The 18,438-nt window shown below is 69.6% G+C and carries 19 protein-coding genes and 1 pseudogene; 10 read left to right on the forward strand and 10 right to left on the reverse strand.

Translation table 11 applies throughout. The annotated features are described in order from the left end of the window. From RM445_RS28125 to RM445_RS28135, 3 genes and pseudogenes are all read right to left on the reverse strand, one after another. Positions 1-298, reverse strand: a pseudogene (locus RM445_RS28125) (alanine dehydrogenase); the annotation flags it as partial. A 53-nt stretch (positions 299-351) separates the two neighbouring features. After that, positions 352-1,746 (reverse strand): aspartate aminotransferase family protein, encoded by a 1,395-nt coding sequence (locus tag RM445_RS28130; RefSeq protein ID WP_311559894.1) that lies wholly within the window; start codon positions 1,744-1,746, stop codon positions 352-354. A 36-nt stretch (positions 1,747-1,782) separates the two neighbouring features. Further along, on the reverse strand, positions 1,783-3,315 hold the full coding sequence (locus RM445_RS28135) for a CoA-acylating methylmalonate-semialdehyde dehydrogenase (protein WP_311559895.1): 1,533 nt from the start codon (positions 3,313-3,315) through the stop codon (positions 1,783-1,785). Between the two features lie 90 nt (positions 3,316-3,405). Between RM445_RS28135 and RM445_RS28140 the strand changes: the two genes are divergently transcribed. Next, a complete protein-coding gene (locus tag RM445_RS28140; protein ID WP_311559896.1) occupies positions 3,406-5,019 on the forward strand; it encodes a PucR family transcriptional regulator in 1,614 nt (537 codons plus the stop codon). Here the strand turns inward: RM445_RS28140 and RM445_RS28145 are convergent. From RM445_RS28145 to RM445_RS28155, 3 genes are all read right to left on the reverse strand, one after another. Next, a complete protein-coding gene (locus RM445_RS28145; RefSeq protein ID WP_311559897.1) occupies positions 5,012-5,689 on the reverse strand; it encodes a GntR family transcriptional regulator in 678 nt (225 codons plus the stop codon). The genes RM445_RS28140 and RM445_RS28145 overlap by 8 nt on opposite strands. A gap of 119 nt (positions 5,690-5,808) precedes the next feature. Beyond that, positions 5,809-6,495, reverse strand: coding sequence for a short chain dehydrogenase (locus tag RM445_RS28150; RefSeq protein WP_311559898.1), 687 nt, complete (start codon positions 6,493-6,495; stop codon positions 5,809-5,811). A 595-nt stretch (positions 6,496-7,090) separates the two neighbouring features. Next, positions 7,091-7,705, reverse strand: coding sequence for a class I SAM-dependent methyltransferase (locus RM445_RS28155; protein WP_311559899.1), 615 nt, complete (start codon positions 7,703-7,705; stop codon positions 7,091-7,093). Between the two features lie 79 nt (positions 7,706-7,784). On the opposite strand from RM445_RS28155, the gene RM445_RS28160 reads away from it, so the two are divergent. After that, positions 7,785-9,023 (forward strand): PP2C family protein-serine/threonine phosphatase, encoded by a 1,239-nt coding sequence (locus RM445_RS28160; protein ID WP_311559900.1) that lies wholly within the window; start codon positions 7,785-7,787, stop codon positions 9,021-9,023. A 492-nt stretch (positions 9,024-9,515) separates the two neighbouring features. Beyond that, positions 9,516-9,980, forward strand: a complete 465-nt coding sequence (locus RM445_RS28165; protein WP_311559901.1) for an SRPBCC family protein — start codon at positions 9,516-9,518, stop codon at positions 9,978-9,980. A 318-nt stretch (positions 9,981-10,298) separates the two neighbouring features. Here the strand turns inward: RM445_RS28165 and RM445_RS28170 are convergent, their stop codons facing one another. After that, positions 10,299-11,264, reverse strand: coding sequence for a GlxA family transcriptional regulator (locus RM445_RS28170; protein WP_311559902.1), 966 nt, complete (start codon positions 11,262-11,264; stop codon positions 10,299-10,301). A gap of 185 nt (positions 11,265-11,449) precedes the next feature. Between RM445_RS28170 and RM445_RS28175 the strand changes: the two genes are divergently transcribed. From RM445_RS28175 to RM445_RS28195, 5 genes are all read left to right on the forward strand, one after another. Further along, a complete protein-coding gene (locus RM445_RS28175; protein ID WP_311559903.1) occupies positions 11,450-12,856 on the forward strand; it encodes a DJ-1/PfpI family protein in 1,407 nt (468 codons plus the stop codon). Then, positions 12,853-13,290: a hypothetical protein gene (locus RM445_RS28180; RefSeq protein ID WP_311559904.1), complete on the forward strand. Its 438-nt coding sequence runs from the start codon at positions 12,853-12,855 to the stop codon at positions 13,288-13,290. The genes RM445_RS28175 and RM445_RS28180 overlap by 4 nt, the downstream gene beginning before the upstream one ends. 12 nt (positions 13,291-13,302) lie before the next feature. Beyond that, complete coding sequence (locus RM445_RS28185) at positions 13,303-13,791, forward strand: hypothetical protein (protein ID WP_311559905.1); 489 nt, start codon at positions 13,303-13,305, stop codon at positions 13,789-13,791. Between the two features lie 102 nt (positions 13,792-13,893). Continuing rightward, positions 13,894-14,202, forward strand: coding sequence for a hypothetical protein (locus RM445_RS28190; RefSeq protein ID WP_311559906.1), 309 nt, complete (start codon positions 13,894-13,896; stop codon positions 14,200-14,202). A gap of 161 nt (positions 14,203-14,363) precedes the next feature. Next, a complete protein-coding gene (locus RM445_RS28195) occupies positions 14,364-14,888 on the forward strand; it encodes a pyridoxamine 5'-phosphate oxidase family protein (protein WP_311559907.1) in 525 nt (174 codons plus the stop codon). A 144-nt stretch (positions 14,889-15,032) separates the two neighbouring features. Here RM445_RS28195 and RM445_RS28200 read toward each other — a convergent pair whose 3' ends face one another. Both RM445_RS28200 and RM445_RS28205 read right to left on the reverse strand, forming a co-directional pair. Continuing rightward, entirely contained in the window at positions 15,033-15,398 is a 366-nt protein-coding gene (locus RM445_RS28200; RefSeq protein WP_311559908.1) for a DoxX family protein, read from the reverse strand. Positions 15,399-15,673: 275 nt separating this feature from the next. Further along, positions 15,674-16,339: a PPOX class F420-dependent oxidoreductase gene (locus RM445_RS28205; protein ID WP_311559909.1), complete on the reverse strand. Its 666-nt coding sequence runs from the start codon at positions 16,337-16,339 to the stop codon at positions 15,674-15,676. Positions 16,340-16,825: 486 nt separating this feature from the next. Between RM445_RS28205 and RM445_RS28210 the strand changes: the two genes are divergently transcribed. Both RM445_RS28210 and RM445_RS32575 read left to right on the forward strand, forming a co-directional pair. After that, complete coding sequence (locus RM445_RS28210; RefSeq protein WP_311559910.1) at positions 16,826-16,981, forward strand: hypothetical protein; 156 nt, start codon at positions 16,826-16,828, stop codon at positions 16,979-16,981. Between the two features lie 36 nt (positions 16,982-17,017). Beyond that, positions 17,018-17,383, forward strand: a complete 366-nt coding sequence (locus RM445_RS32575) for a DJ-1/PfpI family protein (protein WP_397469414.1) — start codon at positions 17,018-17,020, stop codon at positions 17,381-17,383. Here RM445_RS32575 and RM445_RS28215 read toward each other — a convergent pair. Next, complete coding sequence (locus tag RM445_RS28215; protein WP_311559911.1) at positions 17,357-18,262, reverse strand: MOSC domain-containing protein; 906 nt, start codon at positions 18,260-18,262, stop codon at positions 17,357-17,359. The genes RM445_RS32575 and RM445_RS28215 overlap by 27 nt on opposite strands. Positions 18,263-18,438 lie beyond the last annotated feature (176 nt).

Genomic DNA, 18,438 nt, shown 5'->3' on the forward strand with positions numbered 1-18,438 from the left:
GGTGGAGGTAGGTGAAGAGCTGCTGGCCGGGGCGGAAGCGGTGGTACTCGGCGGGCACCGGCTCCTTGACCTTGACGATCAGGTCGGCCGCGGCGAACACGTCGTCGGCGGTGGGGAGGATCTTGGCGCCGGCGGTGGCGTACTCGTCGTCGGGGAACCGGGATCCGATGCCGGCTCCGGTCTGCACGACGACCTGGTGGCCGTTGTGCACCAGCTCCGTGACGCCGTCCGGGGTGAGTGCCACCCTCTTCTCGTTGTCCTTGATCTCGCTCGGAACTCCGACGACGAGCGTGCTCATGATGTGTCTCCTACCGTTCGCAAGTGTGTGCCCAGGTCCGACTAACCCGGGCGTCAGAGCAGTCCCTGCGCCTCGGTCAGGGTGTGGCGCAGGATCTGCTCCATCTCGTCGAACTCGGCCTGGCCGCAGATCAGCGGCGGCGCGACCTGCACGACCACGTCGCCGCGGTCGTCGGGCCGGCAGTACAGGCCGTTGTCGAACAGCGCCCCGGGCAGGAACCCCCGGACCAGTCGCTCGCGTTCGGCGGCGTCGAAGGTCTCGCGGGTGGTCTTGTCCTTGACCAGCTCGACGGCCCAGAAGTAGCCGTCGCCGCGGACGTCACCGACGATCGGCAGGTCCAGCAGCTTGCCCAGGGTCGCGCCGAACGCCGCCTCGTTGTCCAGCACACGCTGGTTGAGCCGCTCGTTCTCCATGATGTCCAGGTTCGCCAGCGACAGCGCCGCGGCTACTGGGTGCCCGCCGAAGGTGTAGCCGTGCGGGAACGCCACGCCGGGGCGCAGGAACGGCTCGATCACCTTCTCCGAGGCGATCATCGCCCCGATCGCGCCGTAGCCCGAGCTCATGCCCTTCGCGCAGGTGATGATGTCCGGGGTGTAGCCGAACTTCTCGCACGCGAAGGTCGCGCCATGCCGGCCGAAGGCGCAGATGACCTCGTCGGAGACCAGCAGCACGTCGTGGCGGTCGCAGATCTCGCGGACGCGTTCGAAGTAGCCGGGCGGCGGGGTGAAGCAGCCGCCGGAGTTCTGCACCGGCTCGAGGAACACCGCGGCAACGGTGTCCGGGCCTTCGAACAGGATCGCCTCCTCGATCCGGTCCGCGGCCCACTGACCGAAGGCCTTGGGATCGTCGGCGAACTCCGGGTGGCGGTAGAGGTTCGTGTTGGGTGCCCGGAATCCGCCTGGTGCGACCGGCTCGAAGTCCTTCTTCATGTTCGGCAGGCCGGTGATGGCCATGGCCCCGTGAGTGGTGCCATGGTAGGCGACCGCCCGGCTGATGACCTTGTGCTTGAGCGGCTTGCCGATCAGCTTGAAGTACTGCTTCGCGGCCTTCCATGCCGACTCGACGGCTTCGCCGCCGCCGGTGGTGAAGAAGACCCGGTTCAGGTCGCCGGGGGCCAGGGTCGCCAGCCGCTCGGCGAGCTCGGCCTGCACGGGGGTGGTGTAGCCCCACACGGGGAAGTAGGCCAGCTCGGCGGTCTGCTTCGCGGCGACCTCGGCCAGTTCGCGGCGGCCGTGCCCGACCTGCACGACGAACAGGCCGGACAGGCCGTCGAGGATCTTGCGGCCGCGGTTGTCCCAGATGTAGGCGCCCTCGCCGCGGGTCACGACAGGTACGGGAACCTCGGGGTGGCGGCCCTGGCGGGCGAAGTGCATCCACAGGTGGTCGGCGGCCCTGGATGTGGTCTCGTCCGGGACACCGGCCGGGTACTCCTCGATGGCGGTGGTCATCTTCAGCTCCTCGTTCGGCTCGGTGGGGGAGGGTGGTCAGACGTTCTGGGGGAAGCCCAGGTTGATGCCGCCGTGGCTGGGGTCGAGCCAGCGTGAGGTGACAACCTTGCCGCGGGTGAAGAAGTGAACGCCCTCGGTGCCGTGGGCATGGGTGTCGCCGAACAGGGAGTTCTTCCAGCCGCCGAAGGAGTAGTAGGCCATCGGCACCGGAACGGGCACGTTCACGCCGACCATGCCGACCTCGACCTCGTTCTGGAACCGCCGCGCGGCGCCGCCGTCGTTAGTGAAGATCGCGGTGCCGTTGCCATACGGGTTGGCGTTGATCAACTCGAGGGCGTCGTCGTAGGTCGCGACGCGCAGGACCGACAGCACCGGGCCGAAGATCTCGTCGGTGTAGATCGACATGTCCGTGGTGACGTTGTCGAACAGGGTCGGGCCGACGAAGTAGCCCTCGCCGTCGGCGTCCGCGGTGATCCCGCGGCCGTCGACCACCAGGGTCGCACCCTCGGCCTCACCGGCGTCGACGTAGCCGGCGACCCGGTCGCGTGCCGCGGCCGTGACCAGCGGGCCCATGTCGCAGCTGCGCCGGCCGTCGCCGGTGCGCAGGCTGACCGCTCGCTTGGCGATGCGGTCCACCAGGTCGTCGGCGATTTCGCCGACGGCGACCACGGCCGAGATGGCCATGCAGCGCTCGCCTGCGGAGCCGAACCCGGCGTTGATCGCCTGGTCGGCCGCCAGGTCCAGATCGGCGTCGGGCAGCACCACCATGTGGTTCTTCGCCCCGCCCAGCGCCTGCACGCGCTTGCCGTGCGCGGTGCCGGTCTCGTAGACGTAGCGGGCGATCGGGGTCGAGCCGACGAACGACACCGACTTGATGTCGGGGTGGGTGAGCAGACCGTCGACGGCCACCTTGTCGCCGTTGAGCACGTTGAACACCCCGTCGGGCAGGCCTGCCTCGGTCCAGAGCCGGGCCAGCCACAGGGCCGCCGACGGCACCTTCTCACTCGGCTTGAGCACCACGGTGTTGCCGGCGGCGATGGCGATGGGGAAGAACCACATCGGCACCATGGCCGGGAAGTTGAACGGGCTGATGATCGCCACCGGACCCAGCGGCTGCCGGATGGACGACACGTCGACCTTGGTCGAGGCGTTCTCGGTGAAGCCGCCCTTGACCAGGTGCGCGATGCCGCAGGCGAACTCGACGACCTCCTGGCCGCGTGCGACCTCGCCGCGCGCGTCGCTCAGGACCTTGCCGTGCTCGGCCGTGATCAGCTCGGCGAGCTCGCCGGCCCGAGCGTTGAGCAGTTCGCGGAACCGGAACACGATCTGCGTCCGCCTTGCGAGGGAGGTGTCGCGCCAGCCCGGGAACGCCGACTTCGCTGCAGCGACGGCCGCCTCGACATCCGCCTCGGACGCCAGCGCAAGACGCGCAGTGACCTCGCCCGTCGCCGGATTCGTCACGTCGGAGAAGCGGCCACCCGAGCTCTCGCGGTCGGAACCCGCCACCCAGTGATGCAGGGTGCGCAGGCCGGAGCCGTTCGTGGTCGCTGCGGTGGTAATCGTCGCCATGGAAATGAGTGTGCGGATACGCCACCGCGGAGTCACGCTACGATGTGTATCGCCGTTCACCTCCAGCTTGACAATCCGTTAAGGTTCGACATGTACCCCACGCTGGCCGAGGTACTGGATCTGCCCGTGCTGAGGCAGGCAGCTCCCCGGGTGCGCGCCGGGTCGGCGGGCTTGGACGTGCCCGTGCGATGGGTACATGTCAGCGAGCAGCGCAACCCGGCCGGGACCCTGTCGGGCGGCGAGCTCGTTCTGTCGATCGGCGTGGCCGTGGCCGACCCGGGCACCGACCAGGCAGCCTACGTCGCCGCGCTACGGGACGCGGGCGCGGTCGGACTGGTCATCGAGTTGGGCCAGCACATCCGCTCGCTGCCGACCGGACTCGTCCAGGCGGCCCGCGCCGAGAGGTTTCCGCTGGTCGAGCTCGCCCGGGCAGTGCGCTTCGTCGAGGTCACTGAGATCGTCCACGCCCAGATCGTGAACAGCCAGTACGCCCGGATGCAGTTCATCCAGCGGGTCCATGAAGCCTTCCGGACGCTGACGGTGGAGAGCGGCGAGGTGAGCCGCGTGCTGGCGGAGGCGGCTGCGCTGACCGGGTTCCCGGTCGTGCTCGAAGATCTCGCGCACCGTGCGCTGTCGTTCGCCGGCGACTTCCCGGCTGCGACGCTGCTCAAGGACTGGACCGCCCGGTCGCGCCAGGTGTCCGCCGCGGCAGAACCGTCGGCGACCGGGCCGGAGGGATGGACGACCGCTCCGGTGGGGCCCCGGAGCCGCCGCTGGGGACGGCTCGTGGTGCCCCGGCGGGTGGTGGGCGACGACGTGGCCGAGGACGTGGCGATGGTGCTCGGGCATGCCGCCGACGCGCTGACCATCGGCCGCCTGCTGGGTGACGATTCACTCGGGCTGGAGCTGGAGGCGCAAGGTGAGCTTCTGCAGGACCTGCTGCACAGCACGAGGCTCGACGAGCCGGCCCTGCGCGCCCGCGCCCGGGCGCTCGGGCTGCCCACCGGCAGCACCCTGACCGCGGTGGTGGTGGGCGGCGCCGCCGCGGACCCGCACGACCGGGAGCTGTTGGAAGCCGCGGTCGCCGCGGCCCGCACACTGCAGACACCGGTGATCGTCGGTCGGCTCGCGTCCGGCCGCGTGGGACTGGTCCTGGGCCTGCGGTCACGGACAGCCGCAGCAGGAGTGCCCGAGCGGATCCTCGAACTGCTGCCTCGCGAGTTCGTCACGACGGCCGGCGCGGCCGCGCCGGTGACGGCCTTCTCGGACCTGTCGGCCGCCCTGGCCGAGGCCGCGTTCGTCGTCGATGTGGCGGCGGCGACGGGACCGCCGACGCCCACGCGGGTGTGGCGCAGCTCCGACCTCGGCGTGCGGGGGCTGCTGTGGCAGCTGCGTTCGGATCCGCGGCTGTTGTCCTACATCGACGCCCAGTTGGGCCCCCTGCTGCGGCTGGACGACCGGATGCGCGGACAGATGCTCGACACCCTGTCCGCATACCTGGAGGCCGGGGGCCGGATGACGGCCTTCGCCGAGATGATCAATCTGAGCAGGCCTGCGGCCTACGCACGCCTCACCCGGCTGCGGGACGTTCTGGAGTGCGATCTGGAGCAGCCGCGGATCCGCTTGTCGCTTCACCTGGCGATGCTCGCCCTGCAGCAGGGCCGGAACGCAATGGCGACGGACGGTGCACCACGGGTCACGTGAGGCGGCGCAGCACCTCGTCCACGCTGCGTCTGATGTGCTCCTCGACCTCAGCGACGATCGTCGCCTCGTCGCCCTCCTCGATGACCTGCACCAGCCGACGATGCAGCACGGCGTCGCGTTCCGGATCGTGCCGCACCGCCTGGTCCAGAGTCAGCGCGATCTGGACCTGGGTACCGACCAGCGGCCAGATCTTGCGCAGCGTCGGGCTTTCCGCGAAATCCCAGATCGCCTGGTGCAACGCGAGGTGGGTGACGTGAGCCTGGAGGTCGTCCCCGGAGTCGATCGCGGCGAGGTGCACGTCCAACGCCTCCCGGACTCCGCGCATGGCCGGCCCGTGCGGGTCACGTGCCAGGCGCAACGCCGCCATCGTCTCAAGCGGCATCCGGACCTCGGAGACGTCGCGGAGCTCCTCGGCGGTGGGCTGTGCGACGTGAACGCCCTTGTAGGGCACCTGGACGAGAGATCCCTCGTGGATCAACTGCTGGAGCGACTCCCGGAGGGTGGGACGGCTGACGCCGAGCGCCTCGGCAAGGTGGACCTCCTTGATGCGCTGGCCCGGTCGCAGCTCGCCGGTGAGCAGAGCGCGCCGGATCCGCGACGACACCTCCTCACGCCTCGTGGACGTGACGACCGCGCCACCACTCAACGTCACGGCCGCTGTGTCCGGCATGCCCACTGACACCACTCCTGCAGATTGCCTGGCGATCTACAGCAGTGTCCCACAGTTGCTGCTCCATGCGGCGCGCACAACGATCTTCGAGCCGGAGTCGACCCGAGGTGGCAGCGGGCTTACACGGGCAGACGGAAGATCTTGCCGGTCTCGCCGCCCTCGACAGAACGCACGTACGCCTGGGCCGCTTCGGCGAGCGGCACCGGTGGGTACCCGGGGAAGAAGTCGCCGTACTGGTCGAGACTCTCGGTGAAGACGGTGGGGCTCACGGCGTTGATCCGCTGCGGCGCGATCTCCAGCGCGGCGGCGAGGACGAACGACTCGACTGCGCCGTTCGCCAGGGCGGCAGCGCTTCCCGTCACGATCGGTTCACGGCTCAGCACCCCGGTGATCAAAGTGAACGAGCCCCGCGCAGCGATGCGCGAGGTGCCCTGACGGACCAGCTCGATCTGGCCGGCCACCTTGCCGCGATAGGCGCTGAGGTAGTCCTCCGGCGTCATCTCGGTGAGGCGCTTGTAGGGCACGCTGCCCGCAGCCGACACCACGGCGTCCAGCGGGCCGGCCTCGTCGAAGACGCGACCGACCTCAGTGGGATCGGTCATGTCGGCCTGAAAGTCTCCGGACTTGCGACCCACGGTCAGGAGCTCGTGACCGCGCGCGCGAAGTGTCTCGCCCACGGCCGTGCCCAAGGTGCCGGTCCCGCCAACCGAGAGAATCCGCATGTTGTCTGACAATAGACACTTTCTGACCTGAGGTGAAGGTCGAAGGGCATCGTGCTCAGGAGAAGCCTGGGCGCGGCGAGGCATTGGTTCCGCCCTCGCTCGGCAAGCGCGGCTACATAGCGAGGGCGGCGACGCCGATGAGAGGCTGCATAGGCCTTCGAGGTCCGGAGCTCCGGACGGGCAGGATCCGCCAGATCGTCGAGACCGCTTCAGACACCTCGGGATAGTCTGCGGCGCGACGGTTGACGTGGCCGGAACCGCGACTGGGACGACCGCGATGGCTGCGATCCTTCGCTAGTACGGAAGGCGATGCGGGCGGACTCGGTGTTGGTCGTCGTGAAGGCGATCGCAGCACAGTCAGGCCACCTCGATGCCGAACGTCGCGTGTCCGAGCGCGCAAGCCCGCCGCGGCCGCCTGCTGCGGCGTGCACGCCTGCTGTACCGCCGACGAGCGGGCCGTCGACCCGGACACGACCGCCGTCAAGGCCAAGGCGGCCAGCGGCTGCGGGTGTGTCTCGTGATCGGCTACGCCTGTTGTCGGCGAGCGCGAAGATCGGTCAGCCGGCGCTGACCGCTCCGGCGAGTTCGAGTCGGCGACGTTTGTCGAGAACCGCAGATGTCAGGCGACCGCACGTCGCCCACGGCGAACGGGCCCGTCTCGATCTGGGATACGGCCAGTTCAGCGGCTCGCATCACCCTGCTCGGCGGCAGCCGGCCGCCGTCGGCCCGGTGGAGGAAGTCCCGCGCGACCTCCGGGTGGCCGCATCAGGGTGTCGACGTCGACGCAGCCGACCCCGTCGACATCGACAGGCCGCTCGACGCGGCGCGCGGCGACGATGCGAAGCCCGGCGAGGTCCGCGGCCACGACATCGGGGGCGTAGAGCACCGCGGGTTCGAACGGGCCGCTGTGCCCCTCGGTGAGGTGGCACAGGTCGTGACCGACGACGAGGACCGTCCTCCCGGGGGCGACGGCCTCGGCTGCCCGCCGAAGCAGCGCCGATCGCTGCGGGGGAGGCAGGTGCAGGTAGGTCACGAGGACGAGGTCGAACGCCCGGTGGTCGAGAGGGTGGTCGACGACGTCCGCGACGACCCACCGCGCGTGGGCTCCTCTGTTCTCGGCAACCGCGTGGGCATTCGCGATCGCGGTGGCGGAGGGGTCGATTCCTGTGACCTGCCAGCCGTGTGTGATGCGGTCGCCTTGTGCACACAGCGCCGGCGACCGAGAACAGCGGATCCTCCTGCTGGAGGGTCTCGGCGGACTCGGCGCCTGAGCCCATCCCGACGGAGGTTTCATTGCGGTCACCTCAGTCCGGCGTGGTGACGCATGTACTGCCGTGGATGGCAGGGTGAGCGAAGTGACTCAGGAGATTGCGGTGGCTCGCCCAGGAGTCGGGGCGCTGCTGCGGGAGCTGGATCAGGCGCCCCCCAGCGAACTGGTCGATGTCTGCTCAGGCTGGTTGGCCCGGCACGTGTCGGCGCAGGCCTGTGTTCTGCTGCTGGCCGACTACGCCGAAGCCAGCCTGGAACCGGTCGTGAGTGGTCCGGCCCTGGCACACGTTCGTCCGCAGGATCTGATGGACAGCGCGGCGGGGGAGGCCTACCGCGAGCAACGCCGGGTCACCGTCGCACTCGACCATCCCGGGGACGCGGCAGCGGTCGGGGCTTCCGCCGGCGGCGTGGGCGGACCGACGCTGGTGGTGTATCTGCCGGTGTCGATCCGCGCCGAGCGCCTCGGAGTCCTCGCCGTCACCCTGAGTGGCCATGACCTGGATCCTCAGATGGGGGAGCTCCTCGACGACGTCGTCCGAATCGTGGGGTACGTGTTGACCGGGGCGCGTCGTTACACCGATCGGTTCGAGATGTTGCGGCGCCGTCGTGAACTCGGGCTCGCGGCGGAGATCCAGTGGGAGCTGCTGCCCAGCCTGGCCTTTGAGTTGCCGGCGTTCTCCATCGCCGGCACGGTCGAGCCCGCGTACGACATCGGCGGGGACAACTTCGACTACGCCATCAGTGCGCACCGGCTGACGGTGTCGGTCAGCGACGCGGTCGGCCATGGTATCCGTGCGGCACTGCTGGCCAGCCTGGCTGTCACGGCCATGCGCAACGCCCGCCGCGCGCACTGGCCGATCGAGGAGCAGGCCGCCGCGGCGAACCGGCACCTGGTCGAGCAGTTCCCCGGTACCGACTTCGTCACCGCGCTGATTCTCGAGCTCGACGTCGACAACGGAGCCGCGACGATCCTCAACGCAGGACACCCACCGCCGCTGCTGCTTCGCGACGGTGGGGTCAGCGAACTCCTCGTCCCACCCGGACTGCCCCTCGGGCTCGTGGACGCGGCGCAGCACCCGCTCCATTCGATCCAGCTCCATCCCGGTGACCGGCTGCTGTTGTTCACCGACGGGATCACCGAGGCTCACCGACGCGGTGAGCGGGAGTTCGGCTACCGCCGAGTGGCCGCCATACTCGCCGAACAGTCCGGCCTTGAGCCCCCCGAACTCGTCCGGCACCTCACCCGCGCGGTCACCGAGTCCTGCAACGGCGAACTCAACGACGACGCCACCGCGGTCTGCCTCGACTGGCACCCACCCCAGGCGACCAGCCCCACGAGCTGACCGAAGCGAGAGTCCGGACAGTTGGGACTGCCCGCCAACAGCGGCGAAGCCATCAGCCGTCGCAGTAATCCACACTTGCAAGGCGGGGTTCGGCCCTCGACCTCCCCGAGGGGCTTGCGGTTGGATCTAGGGCTGCGGCCCCCGAACCGCCGCGCGGTCGGGTTGCGCCAGGCCGACGCGATGTCACGCGAGTGTCGGCACCCTAGGTGGTCCGCGCGTGACGGCCTCGACCGCGGCCGGCCGGCCAGACGAGGCGGTCGCTGATCTCCTCGGCAGTGAAATGCTCCCATCGCCGCGGTGAGAACTCGGCGCGGCGGGGAGTGACGGCCGGCGAGCGACGGCCGCCGTAACGCAGCGGCGGCCCTGCCGCTCGAAGATGCGCGATGTCCGATTCCCGCTAGCACTACCGACGAACAGGACTCAGGCTGGAGGGAGTTCCGGTGCGGCGGGCCTCCGACTCATCGCACCCCGACCCGAGGAGGAGATGCCGCGATGCCTAAGGCCTACTACAGCACTGTGCTCGAACAGCCAGCGTCGATGGTCTGGGCCGCGATCCGAGCTTTCGACGAATACGCCTGGGCCGGGGCAGGCGCCGATGCCGAGATGGAGGACGGACGGCCCGGCGACGCCGTCGGCGGGATCCGCCGCGTCACCACACCGGAGCGACCGATCCGGCAACGTCTGCTCGCCCACTCCGACCTCGACCGCAGCTACACCTATCAGCTCTGCGATCCGGTCCCATATCCCATCCACGACTACCGGGCCACGCTGCGCGTCACCCCGGTCGTCGACGGGAACCGGGCGTTCGTGGAGTGGTGCGCCACCTTCGACTGCGCTCTCGACGAGCGGGAGCACTGGATTGAGCACTTCGTGCACGCCGGCTTCGCCACTTGGCTCAGCTCACTACGCACCCAGCTGCTCGTCGCCGCACAGCTCGGCGGGACGTTCAACCGGTGACCGGCAGCGGGCGCATGCGGGCAGATATAACGACGCCGTTCGGGTCAGCAAACGCCAGGAAGGTCACACCGACCACGCGGGGGTCGGTCAAAAGAATGGCTCTTGCTCAGATGAGGTGGTGTCGGCGGTCAGGTGAGCAGAATCCGCTGGCGGAGCAGGGCGAAGCCTGCGCGTCCGTACATCAGTCGCTTCAGGAGTTTGATCTTGGTGCCTGCGACTCATCGAGGCTTGTTCGTGTGGCGGCGCGGTGGGTCTCGATCCGCTGGCTGTCCATCGGATGGCGGTCACCGGCACCCCGAACGATGCTGGGCCTGAGGCTCATGCGTGCGCGGCGTGCGCGACCCGGAATCGTGATGGCGGGATGCCGAACTGCGCCACGAATGCTTGACGGAGCGCCTCGGCGGAGGAGAAGCCGCAGCGGCGGGCGATGGCCGTCAGCGGTTCGCGTGTGTCGGCCAGAAGCCGCGTGGCGGCCTCCAGCCGGGCGTCGCGCACCATCCTCGCGGGGGTGCGGCCGAGGTGCTGGGCGAACAGCCGGCTCAGGTGTCGTTCGCTGACGCCGACGAGCGCGCCCAGATTGGCCGCGCCGAGGTCGGCGTCGAGGTGGCTGACCACGTGGTCGACGACGCGGCGGACGAGGACCTGATCGGGTCGCGGGATGCTGGTGAACATGCTCATCTGCGCCTGGTTTCCGGGGCGCTGCAGGTAGGTGACCATGCCCATCGCCACCCACCGGGCCAGTTCGGGGCCGTGATCCTCTTCGACGAAGGCCAGCGTGAGGTCGAGGGCGGCCGTAACGCCACCGGAGGTCGCCACCGTCCCGTCGCGGATGTAGATCGGCGCGGCGTCGACGTGCACCCGCGGGAAGCGCTCGGCCAGCCGGGCAGCGTGATACCAGTGGGTGGTGGCGCGGCGGCCGTCGAGCAGGCCCGCGGCAGCTAGCACCGTCGCCCCGGTGCACACCGACGCCACCCGCCGGGACGTCGCAGCCAGGCGCTTGACCTGCCCGAGCAGGCGGGTGTTGGCGGCGGCGTCCTCGTGGCCGAGTCCACCGGAGACGACCAGGGTGTCGATCTGACCGGTGATGGTGTCGAGACGGCCTTGACCGCGCAGCTCGAGTCCGGTGTCGCTGCGAACCGGCCGCCCCACCGGCGTCGCAAGCACCACCTCGTACACCGGTTCCGCGCCCAGCCGGTTCGCGTGCTCGAACCCGCTGGTCACGCAGGCGACATCGATCATCTCGATCCCGTCGTACCCAACCACGACGACGCGCCGACCGCCCACGGCACCACGGTAGTGCCGGCCGACGACGACTGGCAGACAGGAAACCCAGAAAACCGGACGCGCTGACGCGCCGGCGGGTCCGCCGAGCCCGCGTCTCGCGAACATCGCAGCGAAGCGGCAATACCGGTCGGCCGGGCAGGTCGACCAGCTGGTCGCCGGGACACGAGCTCAGAGGTCGGGTGGTCATGCGGTTGCGGGCGGTAGGGCGGGTCACCGTCGCGGTACTTGTCGGGTCGCTGGCTGTGGTCGTGGTGGGCGCAATCGGGGTCGCCGACGCCGCGGGTGAGGTCTACACGTTCCGCGGCGGCGACGCGCCGCTGGTCCCGCGCGATGCTGCCGCCGCGCCGGCACACGACCTGGCCAGGCCGACGGCGGTGATCGTGCTCGGGTCGTGGGGAGCGAACGTCGCGGATGCGCTGGCTCCCTACGAGGTGCTGGCCCGCACGGAGGCGTTCAACGTCTACACCGTCGCCCCGCAACGCCGTCCGCTGCCCATGACCGGCGGCTTGGACATCCTCCCCGACCTCACATTCGACGAGCTCGAGCAGCGACTGGGTGGAGCACCGGACGTCATCGTGATTCCGCAGTTGCCCGACAGCGGCGAGCCGAGCTCTGTTCCGATCGAACGGTGGCTGCTGCGCCAGCGCGCAATGGGCGAGCCGCTGCTGGTCAGCGTGTGCGTCGGCGCCGAGGTGCTGGCGTCGGCCGGCGTGCTCGACGGCCGACCCGCCACCTCGAATTGGTTGGGTCTGATCGGGCTCCGTCGGAGTTACCCGGGCGTGCAGTGGCAGGACGGCGTCCGCTTCGTCGACGACGGCGAGGTGATCACCACCGCCGCTGTCCTATCCGGAATCGATGGCGCCCTGCGGGTCGTCGAACGGATGCAGGGCCCGGACATGGCAGCTCGAGTGGCGCGGGAGGTGAACTGGCCTGATTACGTGCCCGACCGGCCGGCACTGATCCCACGGGTACGGCCGGCACCGCCTGATGTCGTCGGGCTGCTTAGCGCCGCCTACCGGTGGGACCGGCCGACCACCGGTGTCCTGCTCACCGACGGCGTCGGGGAGATCGAGCTGGCCTCGGTGTTCCGGTCCTACACCGAGCTCTCCTACCTCGCTCGGCCACTCGCGGTATCCGTCGACGGACGGCCGATCCGCTCCCGGCACGGGCTGACCTTCGTCCCACGCGCCGACCTTGTCACGGCTGCACCACGGCTGGATAACCTCATAGTGCCCGGCGCCGACGCGGCGCGGCGGACCGTCACCACCGGGCTGCCCCTGCCCGGGCACCTCGCGCCGGTGTACCTGCACGACCGGCCGGGCTTCGCCTTCGACGCCGCCCTCGACGACATCGCGCACACCCGCGACGTCGCCACCGCCCGCTGGGTGGCGAAGACCTTGGAATACCCCACGACGAACCCGGAGCTGTCCGGACCGGCCTGGCCCTGGGACCTGACGCTGCGCCCGATCCTGGTCGCCGTGGCCGCCATCAGCGCCGTTCTGGCCATCCAGATCCTGCTCGGAAACCGGCGTGCACTGTCCCGTACCACAGCCGACGGTCGTTCTGATCCCGCTAAAGGAGACGCGCCATGACGACCCCCCGCTCCCCCTGGACCTACCCGGCCGTGTGGCGCTTCGTACGCCACTTCCTGGAAATGGTCCTGGTGATGCTGCTCGGGATGATGATCCTGGGCCCCGCGGAGTCCGTGGCGTTGGACCCGCTGGGCTGGCAGGCCGTGCTCGCCGTTCCTGAGCTCGGGGCGCTGGTCATGGCCACCAACATGACTGTTCCGATGGCAGCGTGGATGCGCTACCGGCGGCACGGCTGGGCGGCGACCGGCGCCATGGCTGCGGCGATGTACCTGCCCTTCGTCGTGCTGTTCCTGCCGCTCCGGCTGGGCATGCTGACCCCCGCGGAGATGCTCGTCGGGGGGCATCTGCTGATGCTGCCCGCGATGGCGGTGGCGATGCTCCTGCACCGCGCCGAGTACCTCGGCCACCCGGCACACAACGACCGTTGTCCTTGAGGAGACCGAACAATGGACACCACGTCGCTGCGGGACGCCTACCGCACGCTTCTCGACGCTGCGACGACCGTGGCCGACGCCGCCGACCCGCCTCCCATACCGCCAGCCGGCGAGTGGAACGCCGCTCAGATCCTGGCGCACGTCTCCCTCGTCACCGCCACCACCATCGCCGCCGCCGCCCGCATCGCCTCGGGCGCAAACACCACGTACGACAACCGCATAGCTCTCGACATCTGGACCATCGACCGAGTCATCGCGCTCGCCGGCGGCGAGGCAAGGCTTCGGGAACGCATCCGCACCCAAGGAGAGGCGCTCTGCGGCCTCGGCGGGCCAGTGCTGAGCGACGCCGAGCTCGACACACCGGTGCCCACCCTGCTCCTGTCCAACGGAGCGGTTCTCGTCGACCAGCCCTTGCCGCTGAGGGACATTCTCGCCGGCCTCGCCAAGGTGGAGCTGCCCGGCCACGCCACGCAGCTCCTGGCCCTGCTCGGCCGACGATGAATGCGCAAGAACGGTCGGGCGACCGGCCTCGGCGATCCGTCACGCTGTTGCCCGTGACCGAGACGACGCCCGGAAGACGCCACAAGAAACGACGGGCAAACCGTGTACTACACCACGACCACGCTGGACGGGTTCATCGCCGACCCCGCGGACTCGCTGGACTGGCTGCTCGTCCAGGACGTCGACCGGGACGGCCCCCTGCACTACGACACCTTCATCGCCGGCGGCGGCGCCCTGGCCATGAGCGCAACCACCTACGAGTGGATCCGGGCCCGGGTCGCCGTCGGCCGGGACAAGTGGGGCCTACACCGCGCCCACCTGGGTGTTCACCCACCGAACCTGCCGACGATTAAGGGTGCTGACGTGCGGTTCGTCGCGGGGAGACCGCCGCTGCGCATCCCGAGCTGGTGACCGAGGCAACCGGCCGAGTCGTGTGGGTGGTCGGCGGTGGCGGGCCCGACAAACGACGGCGACCCGATCGAGTGGCAACGCCGGCACGCGCCGTAGCCGCACACGACCTCGCCGTGCCAACGGCACGACATCGCAATCGAAGGTCGAGACCGAAGGAAGCGATGGCCGAGCAGCGCCCACCACAACTACCACCACGATTCGACGACATCGCCGAGGAGTTCCTGCGGATCGTTGCTGACACCGTCATCTGCACGACGAGCACGGTCGACCGCCGAGGCAGACCACGCAGCCGAATGCTCCACCCCGTCTTCACCGTCAACGCGGGGCAGCCGGTCGGTTGGGCCCTGACCAGCCGGGCGTCGGCGAAGGCCCGTGACCTCGCGCAGCAGCCGTATGCCTGTTGCTCGTACTGGAACCCTCACCAGGACGTCGCGATCGTGGACTGCCGGACGGCATGGGTGACCGACGAAGCTGAGAAGGCGACCGTCTGGGACCTCTTCCGGGACACCCCGACACCGCTCGGATGGGGCCCGGAGGCCATGACCGCCTACGGCACGTCGCGCTGGCACAACCCCCTGTTCACACCGCTGCGCCTCGACCCCTGGCGGATTCGGATCGTCGCCGGCACCGAGTACCCCCGCGGCGACCTCGCCGGACAAGTCTGGCAGAGAAGCGCGACCCCATGAGCCGACCCGACACAGACAGGAGCGGAACTCCATGAAGACACCCCGATCGTCTCCCCGCAGGAATGGCAGGCCGCCCACCGGCACCTCAACGCAGGTGTTTGGCAGCGACGACTCGGGTAGCGCGCTGATGATCGCACGTCCTGCTCATCGGGCGGCGTTGTGGTCCATCGCGTAGAGGCCGCTGGTGTGCACGAGGACCCACGCGCCCACCATGTTCGCCGCCATCAGGACGCCGACGATGGGCACCCCGAGACCGAGGATCATGGCGAGGCCACCGACCGACTCCAGGAGGACATTGGCTGGCCCGCTGATTGCGGGCAGCGGAACGTCAGACTGCTCGAAGAGCGTCCCCACGCCGGCCAGGCTGCCGCCGCCGAAGTCGTATTCGAGCTTGGCGTGCGCCAGCATCAGCACGCCGAGTCCCACTCGACTGATCAAGAGGACGACGTCGCGGGTGGTCCGGACCACGGTCGAGCTCGGGCGGATCACGCTAGTGTCCTCCGTGGTCATGATCTTGGCTCCTTTCGGACGTATGAGCAAGTGTGTGGCCGAGAAGTCGAGGCAGGTCGCTTGGCGGTGAGGACGGCGGCGCCGTGCAGATTCGTCCTCGCTCGGCTGCAACAACGACGGTCCGGGGGCGTCCGCAGCGCAGAATTCGGTTGTCGGGATTTCGCCCCGCCGTCCTAATCCGCCCGTCCCTGCAATTAGAGGTGATGGTCCTCGAACTTCCGCAGCAGCGGCCGCGCACCGTCGTCGGTGCTCACCCGCGTGCGGCGATTCACGCTCTAGGTGTTCGGCCAGCTCGTGGCGACCTTGTCAGGCGTGATTCTCGCGGTGACCCACTGCGGGTTCGGTCCGGCGTAACCGGGATACGGGCCGCCGGTGTACTTGTGTGACAGCTGATCGATCAACACGCCGTCCGGGTCGTCCTGGAGGGACGCTGTGCCCTGTACCTGGGCGCTCTCGTAGGGACGAGCAGCATCGAAGATCACCACAGCTACTCGTGGGTCTCGGTACAAATTTGCCGTCTTGCGGCGGCTCTTGGGCAACGCGAACAGGATGTCATCTCCGTCGCGCTTGACCCAAACCACCGTCGAATGCGGCTTGCCGTCCGGTTCGAGCGTTGAAAGGACAGCGAAGTTCTTGCCGTCGAACAGCGTGCGTACTTCGTCACTGAGTAGCGCCATCAGCTTTTCCCTCCTGCTCGACGAAGAGCGCCACGAAGGTCGGGCCATGACCGTCTTGACTGCATGACGCTTTTCCGGCGAGGTCACTACCGGTTGGTAGGGCAATACATTGCGCCACTTAGGCCGCTGAGCGTCTCTGGTTCGGGAGCTGTCGTGCATCGCCCCCGAGGAGACAGTCCGCGTAACCCGAGGGGAGTACGTCGGCCGCGCGGCAATGACCACGAGCTGGTCGAGCTCGACCAGCAGACCGGCGAACACGACCACGAACGACAAGGGGACCCACGCCCATGCTGTCCAGGGCAGCGAGGATGCCGCCGCGACCACGTATCAGGTCGCGGCGATCGCGAGCACGAGCGCGACCGACGCGCGGTCCGCCCCCTGCGAGGAGCCCTAAGGCGGTGCGCCATCGCGGCAAGCCGAACGGCGGGACGGGTCGAATTGCTGTGTGGTCATGGCCGGGAGCATGGCTCGGACATGTACGCGGAGGGCGGTATGTGTGGGCGTCTGGTCCGGAATCCTGGGAGACCGGTCCGGTCGGACACCTGCGCCGTATGGTCCACGTCATTGCCGTCGCCACCGCCGGTTGTCGGGTACGACGACGCCGAGCTTCTCGACATCGCCTGCTCACCGCGACGCTGGCTACCGCCACCAGCTTCCTGGCCGGGCAGTACACCACCCACTCCGATTCCCCGCCCGACACCGCGTCGCCCGACACTGCATCCGCCGGCACCCGATCCCGGCGGACGGCCGGTGACCGCGCGGCCGGGGCTGCGGCTCGAGGCACACGGCGCGTTGGAGCGCGACAAGGGCCCGGTCGACACGCTCGTCGTGGTCTGCGGTTACGGCCACCCGCGCGCGGCGCACGACGACCTGCTCGTCGCTCACGTGCGGCGCCTTGCCCGGTGAGCCCGCTGAATCGCGTCAGTGTGTACCGGGGCGAGCGTGCTCGCCGCCGCCGGCTTGCTGGACGGGCGGCGCGCCACCACGCACTGGGCGTTCGCCGACGGCCTCGCGCGACCATCCGGCGGTCACCGTGGACCCCCAACCGATCTCATTCGTGACGGCCGGGTTGCGACGTCGGTGGGCGTGACCAGCGCGCTGGACCTGATTCTCTCGTTCGTCGAGGAGGACCACGGCCCCGAGATCGGCCGCCGGCTGGCGCGCGCTGGTCACCTACCTGCAGCGGCCGGGCACGCAGTCTTGTCCGCTAGTAGAGGACGTCGGAAGGGTTACCTGCCGCGGCGCGCCTTGACGTCCATGAGCTGGCCGCAGGAGAGCAGCTCACACCGGCTGGATGGGCGCTCCTAGCCGGAGTTCGCCGTCGGTGAGGATGTCGGCGCGCAGGCCGCCCTTGTGGATGAGTGGGCGGAGTAAGCCGGGACCGCTGAGCCGGTCGAGGTGTACGCACGGTTCGCACAGGCGGCGCCCTTGGCAGAGCACGTCGCCGATGCGGAAGGTGCGCCCGACGAGGGCGTTGACCTCGATGCCACGGGTCAGGACGTTGCGCCGGGTGGCGGCGAAGTCGACGGTGTGGCCGGCGGCGCTGAGCTCGTCGAGCACTTCGGCGGCGATCAGGGTGAGGTCGTAGCCGGGTCGGCGTTCGGCGCGGGGGCTGAAGGTGCCGGCACCGGCGGCGTACCGGTCGCCGTCGAGGCCGCGGCCGACGCGCGCTGAGGCGACCTTGAGCAGCCGCATGTCGGCCTCGGCGGCGGGTGCGACGGCGAGGCCTTCGATGGTGCCGTGCAGGTCTGGCGTGGCCGGCGCTGGCCGGAGCACCGGGTCGAGGGAGGCGACGGCGTAGGCGGCGGTGATCGGCAGGTCGGCGGTGGCCCGGCCGAGGAGCGCGGGGACCTGCGGGCTGAGCACGACACCGGGAGGCGTGCCAAAGGCCAGCGTGGCGGCCTCGGTGACGTCGGCCTGTTCTGCGCCGTTTCGGTCGCTCCCGGAGGTCCGCACGATCGCGATCCACCAGCCGGCCCATTGGAAGCTTGCGGGGTCGGCGATGGGTACCAGACCCGAGCCGTGTTCGGCCAGCCAGGACCGCCACGCGCCGAGGGCTTGGTGCAGGTCTCCGGAGGGCAGCGGCAGCTCGGTCACCGCCCTCTCGACGACCGAGGCCAGGCAGGCAGCGAATCCACGGGCCAGAGGGCTGGCCGACGGGGTCGTGGGAAGTTCGGTGTCGATCATGGGTGTCTCCGGGGTCGGCGTTCGGACCGGTGGCAGGGGCTGCGGCAGCGTCGAACGCGGTGGTGAGGTCGGCCCACAGATCCTCGACGTGCTTGCAGCCGACGTTCAGGCACAGCAGGTGAGGTTCCCCCGCTTTGCCGGAGTCCGGGTTGTCTGTGGGGGTCGTGCTGGGCGCG

The organism is Pseudonocardia charpentierae (genome assembly GCF_031845345.1).
GTDB classification, from domain to species: Bacteria; Actinomycetota; Actinomycetes; order Mycobacteriales; family Pseudonocardiaceae; genus Pseudonocardia; species Pseudonocardia charpentierae.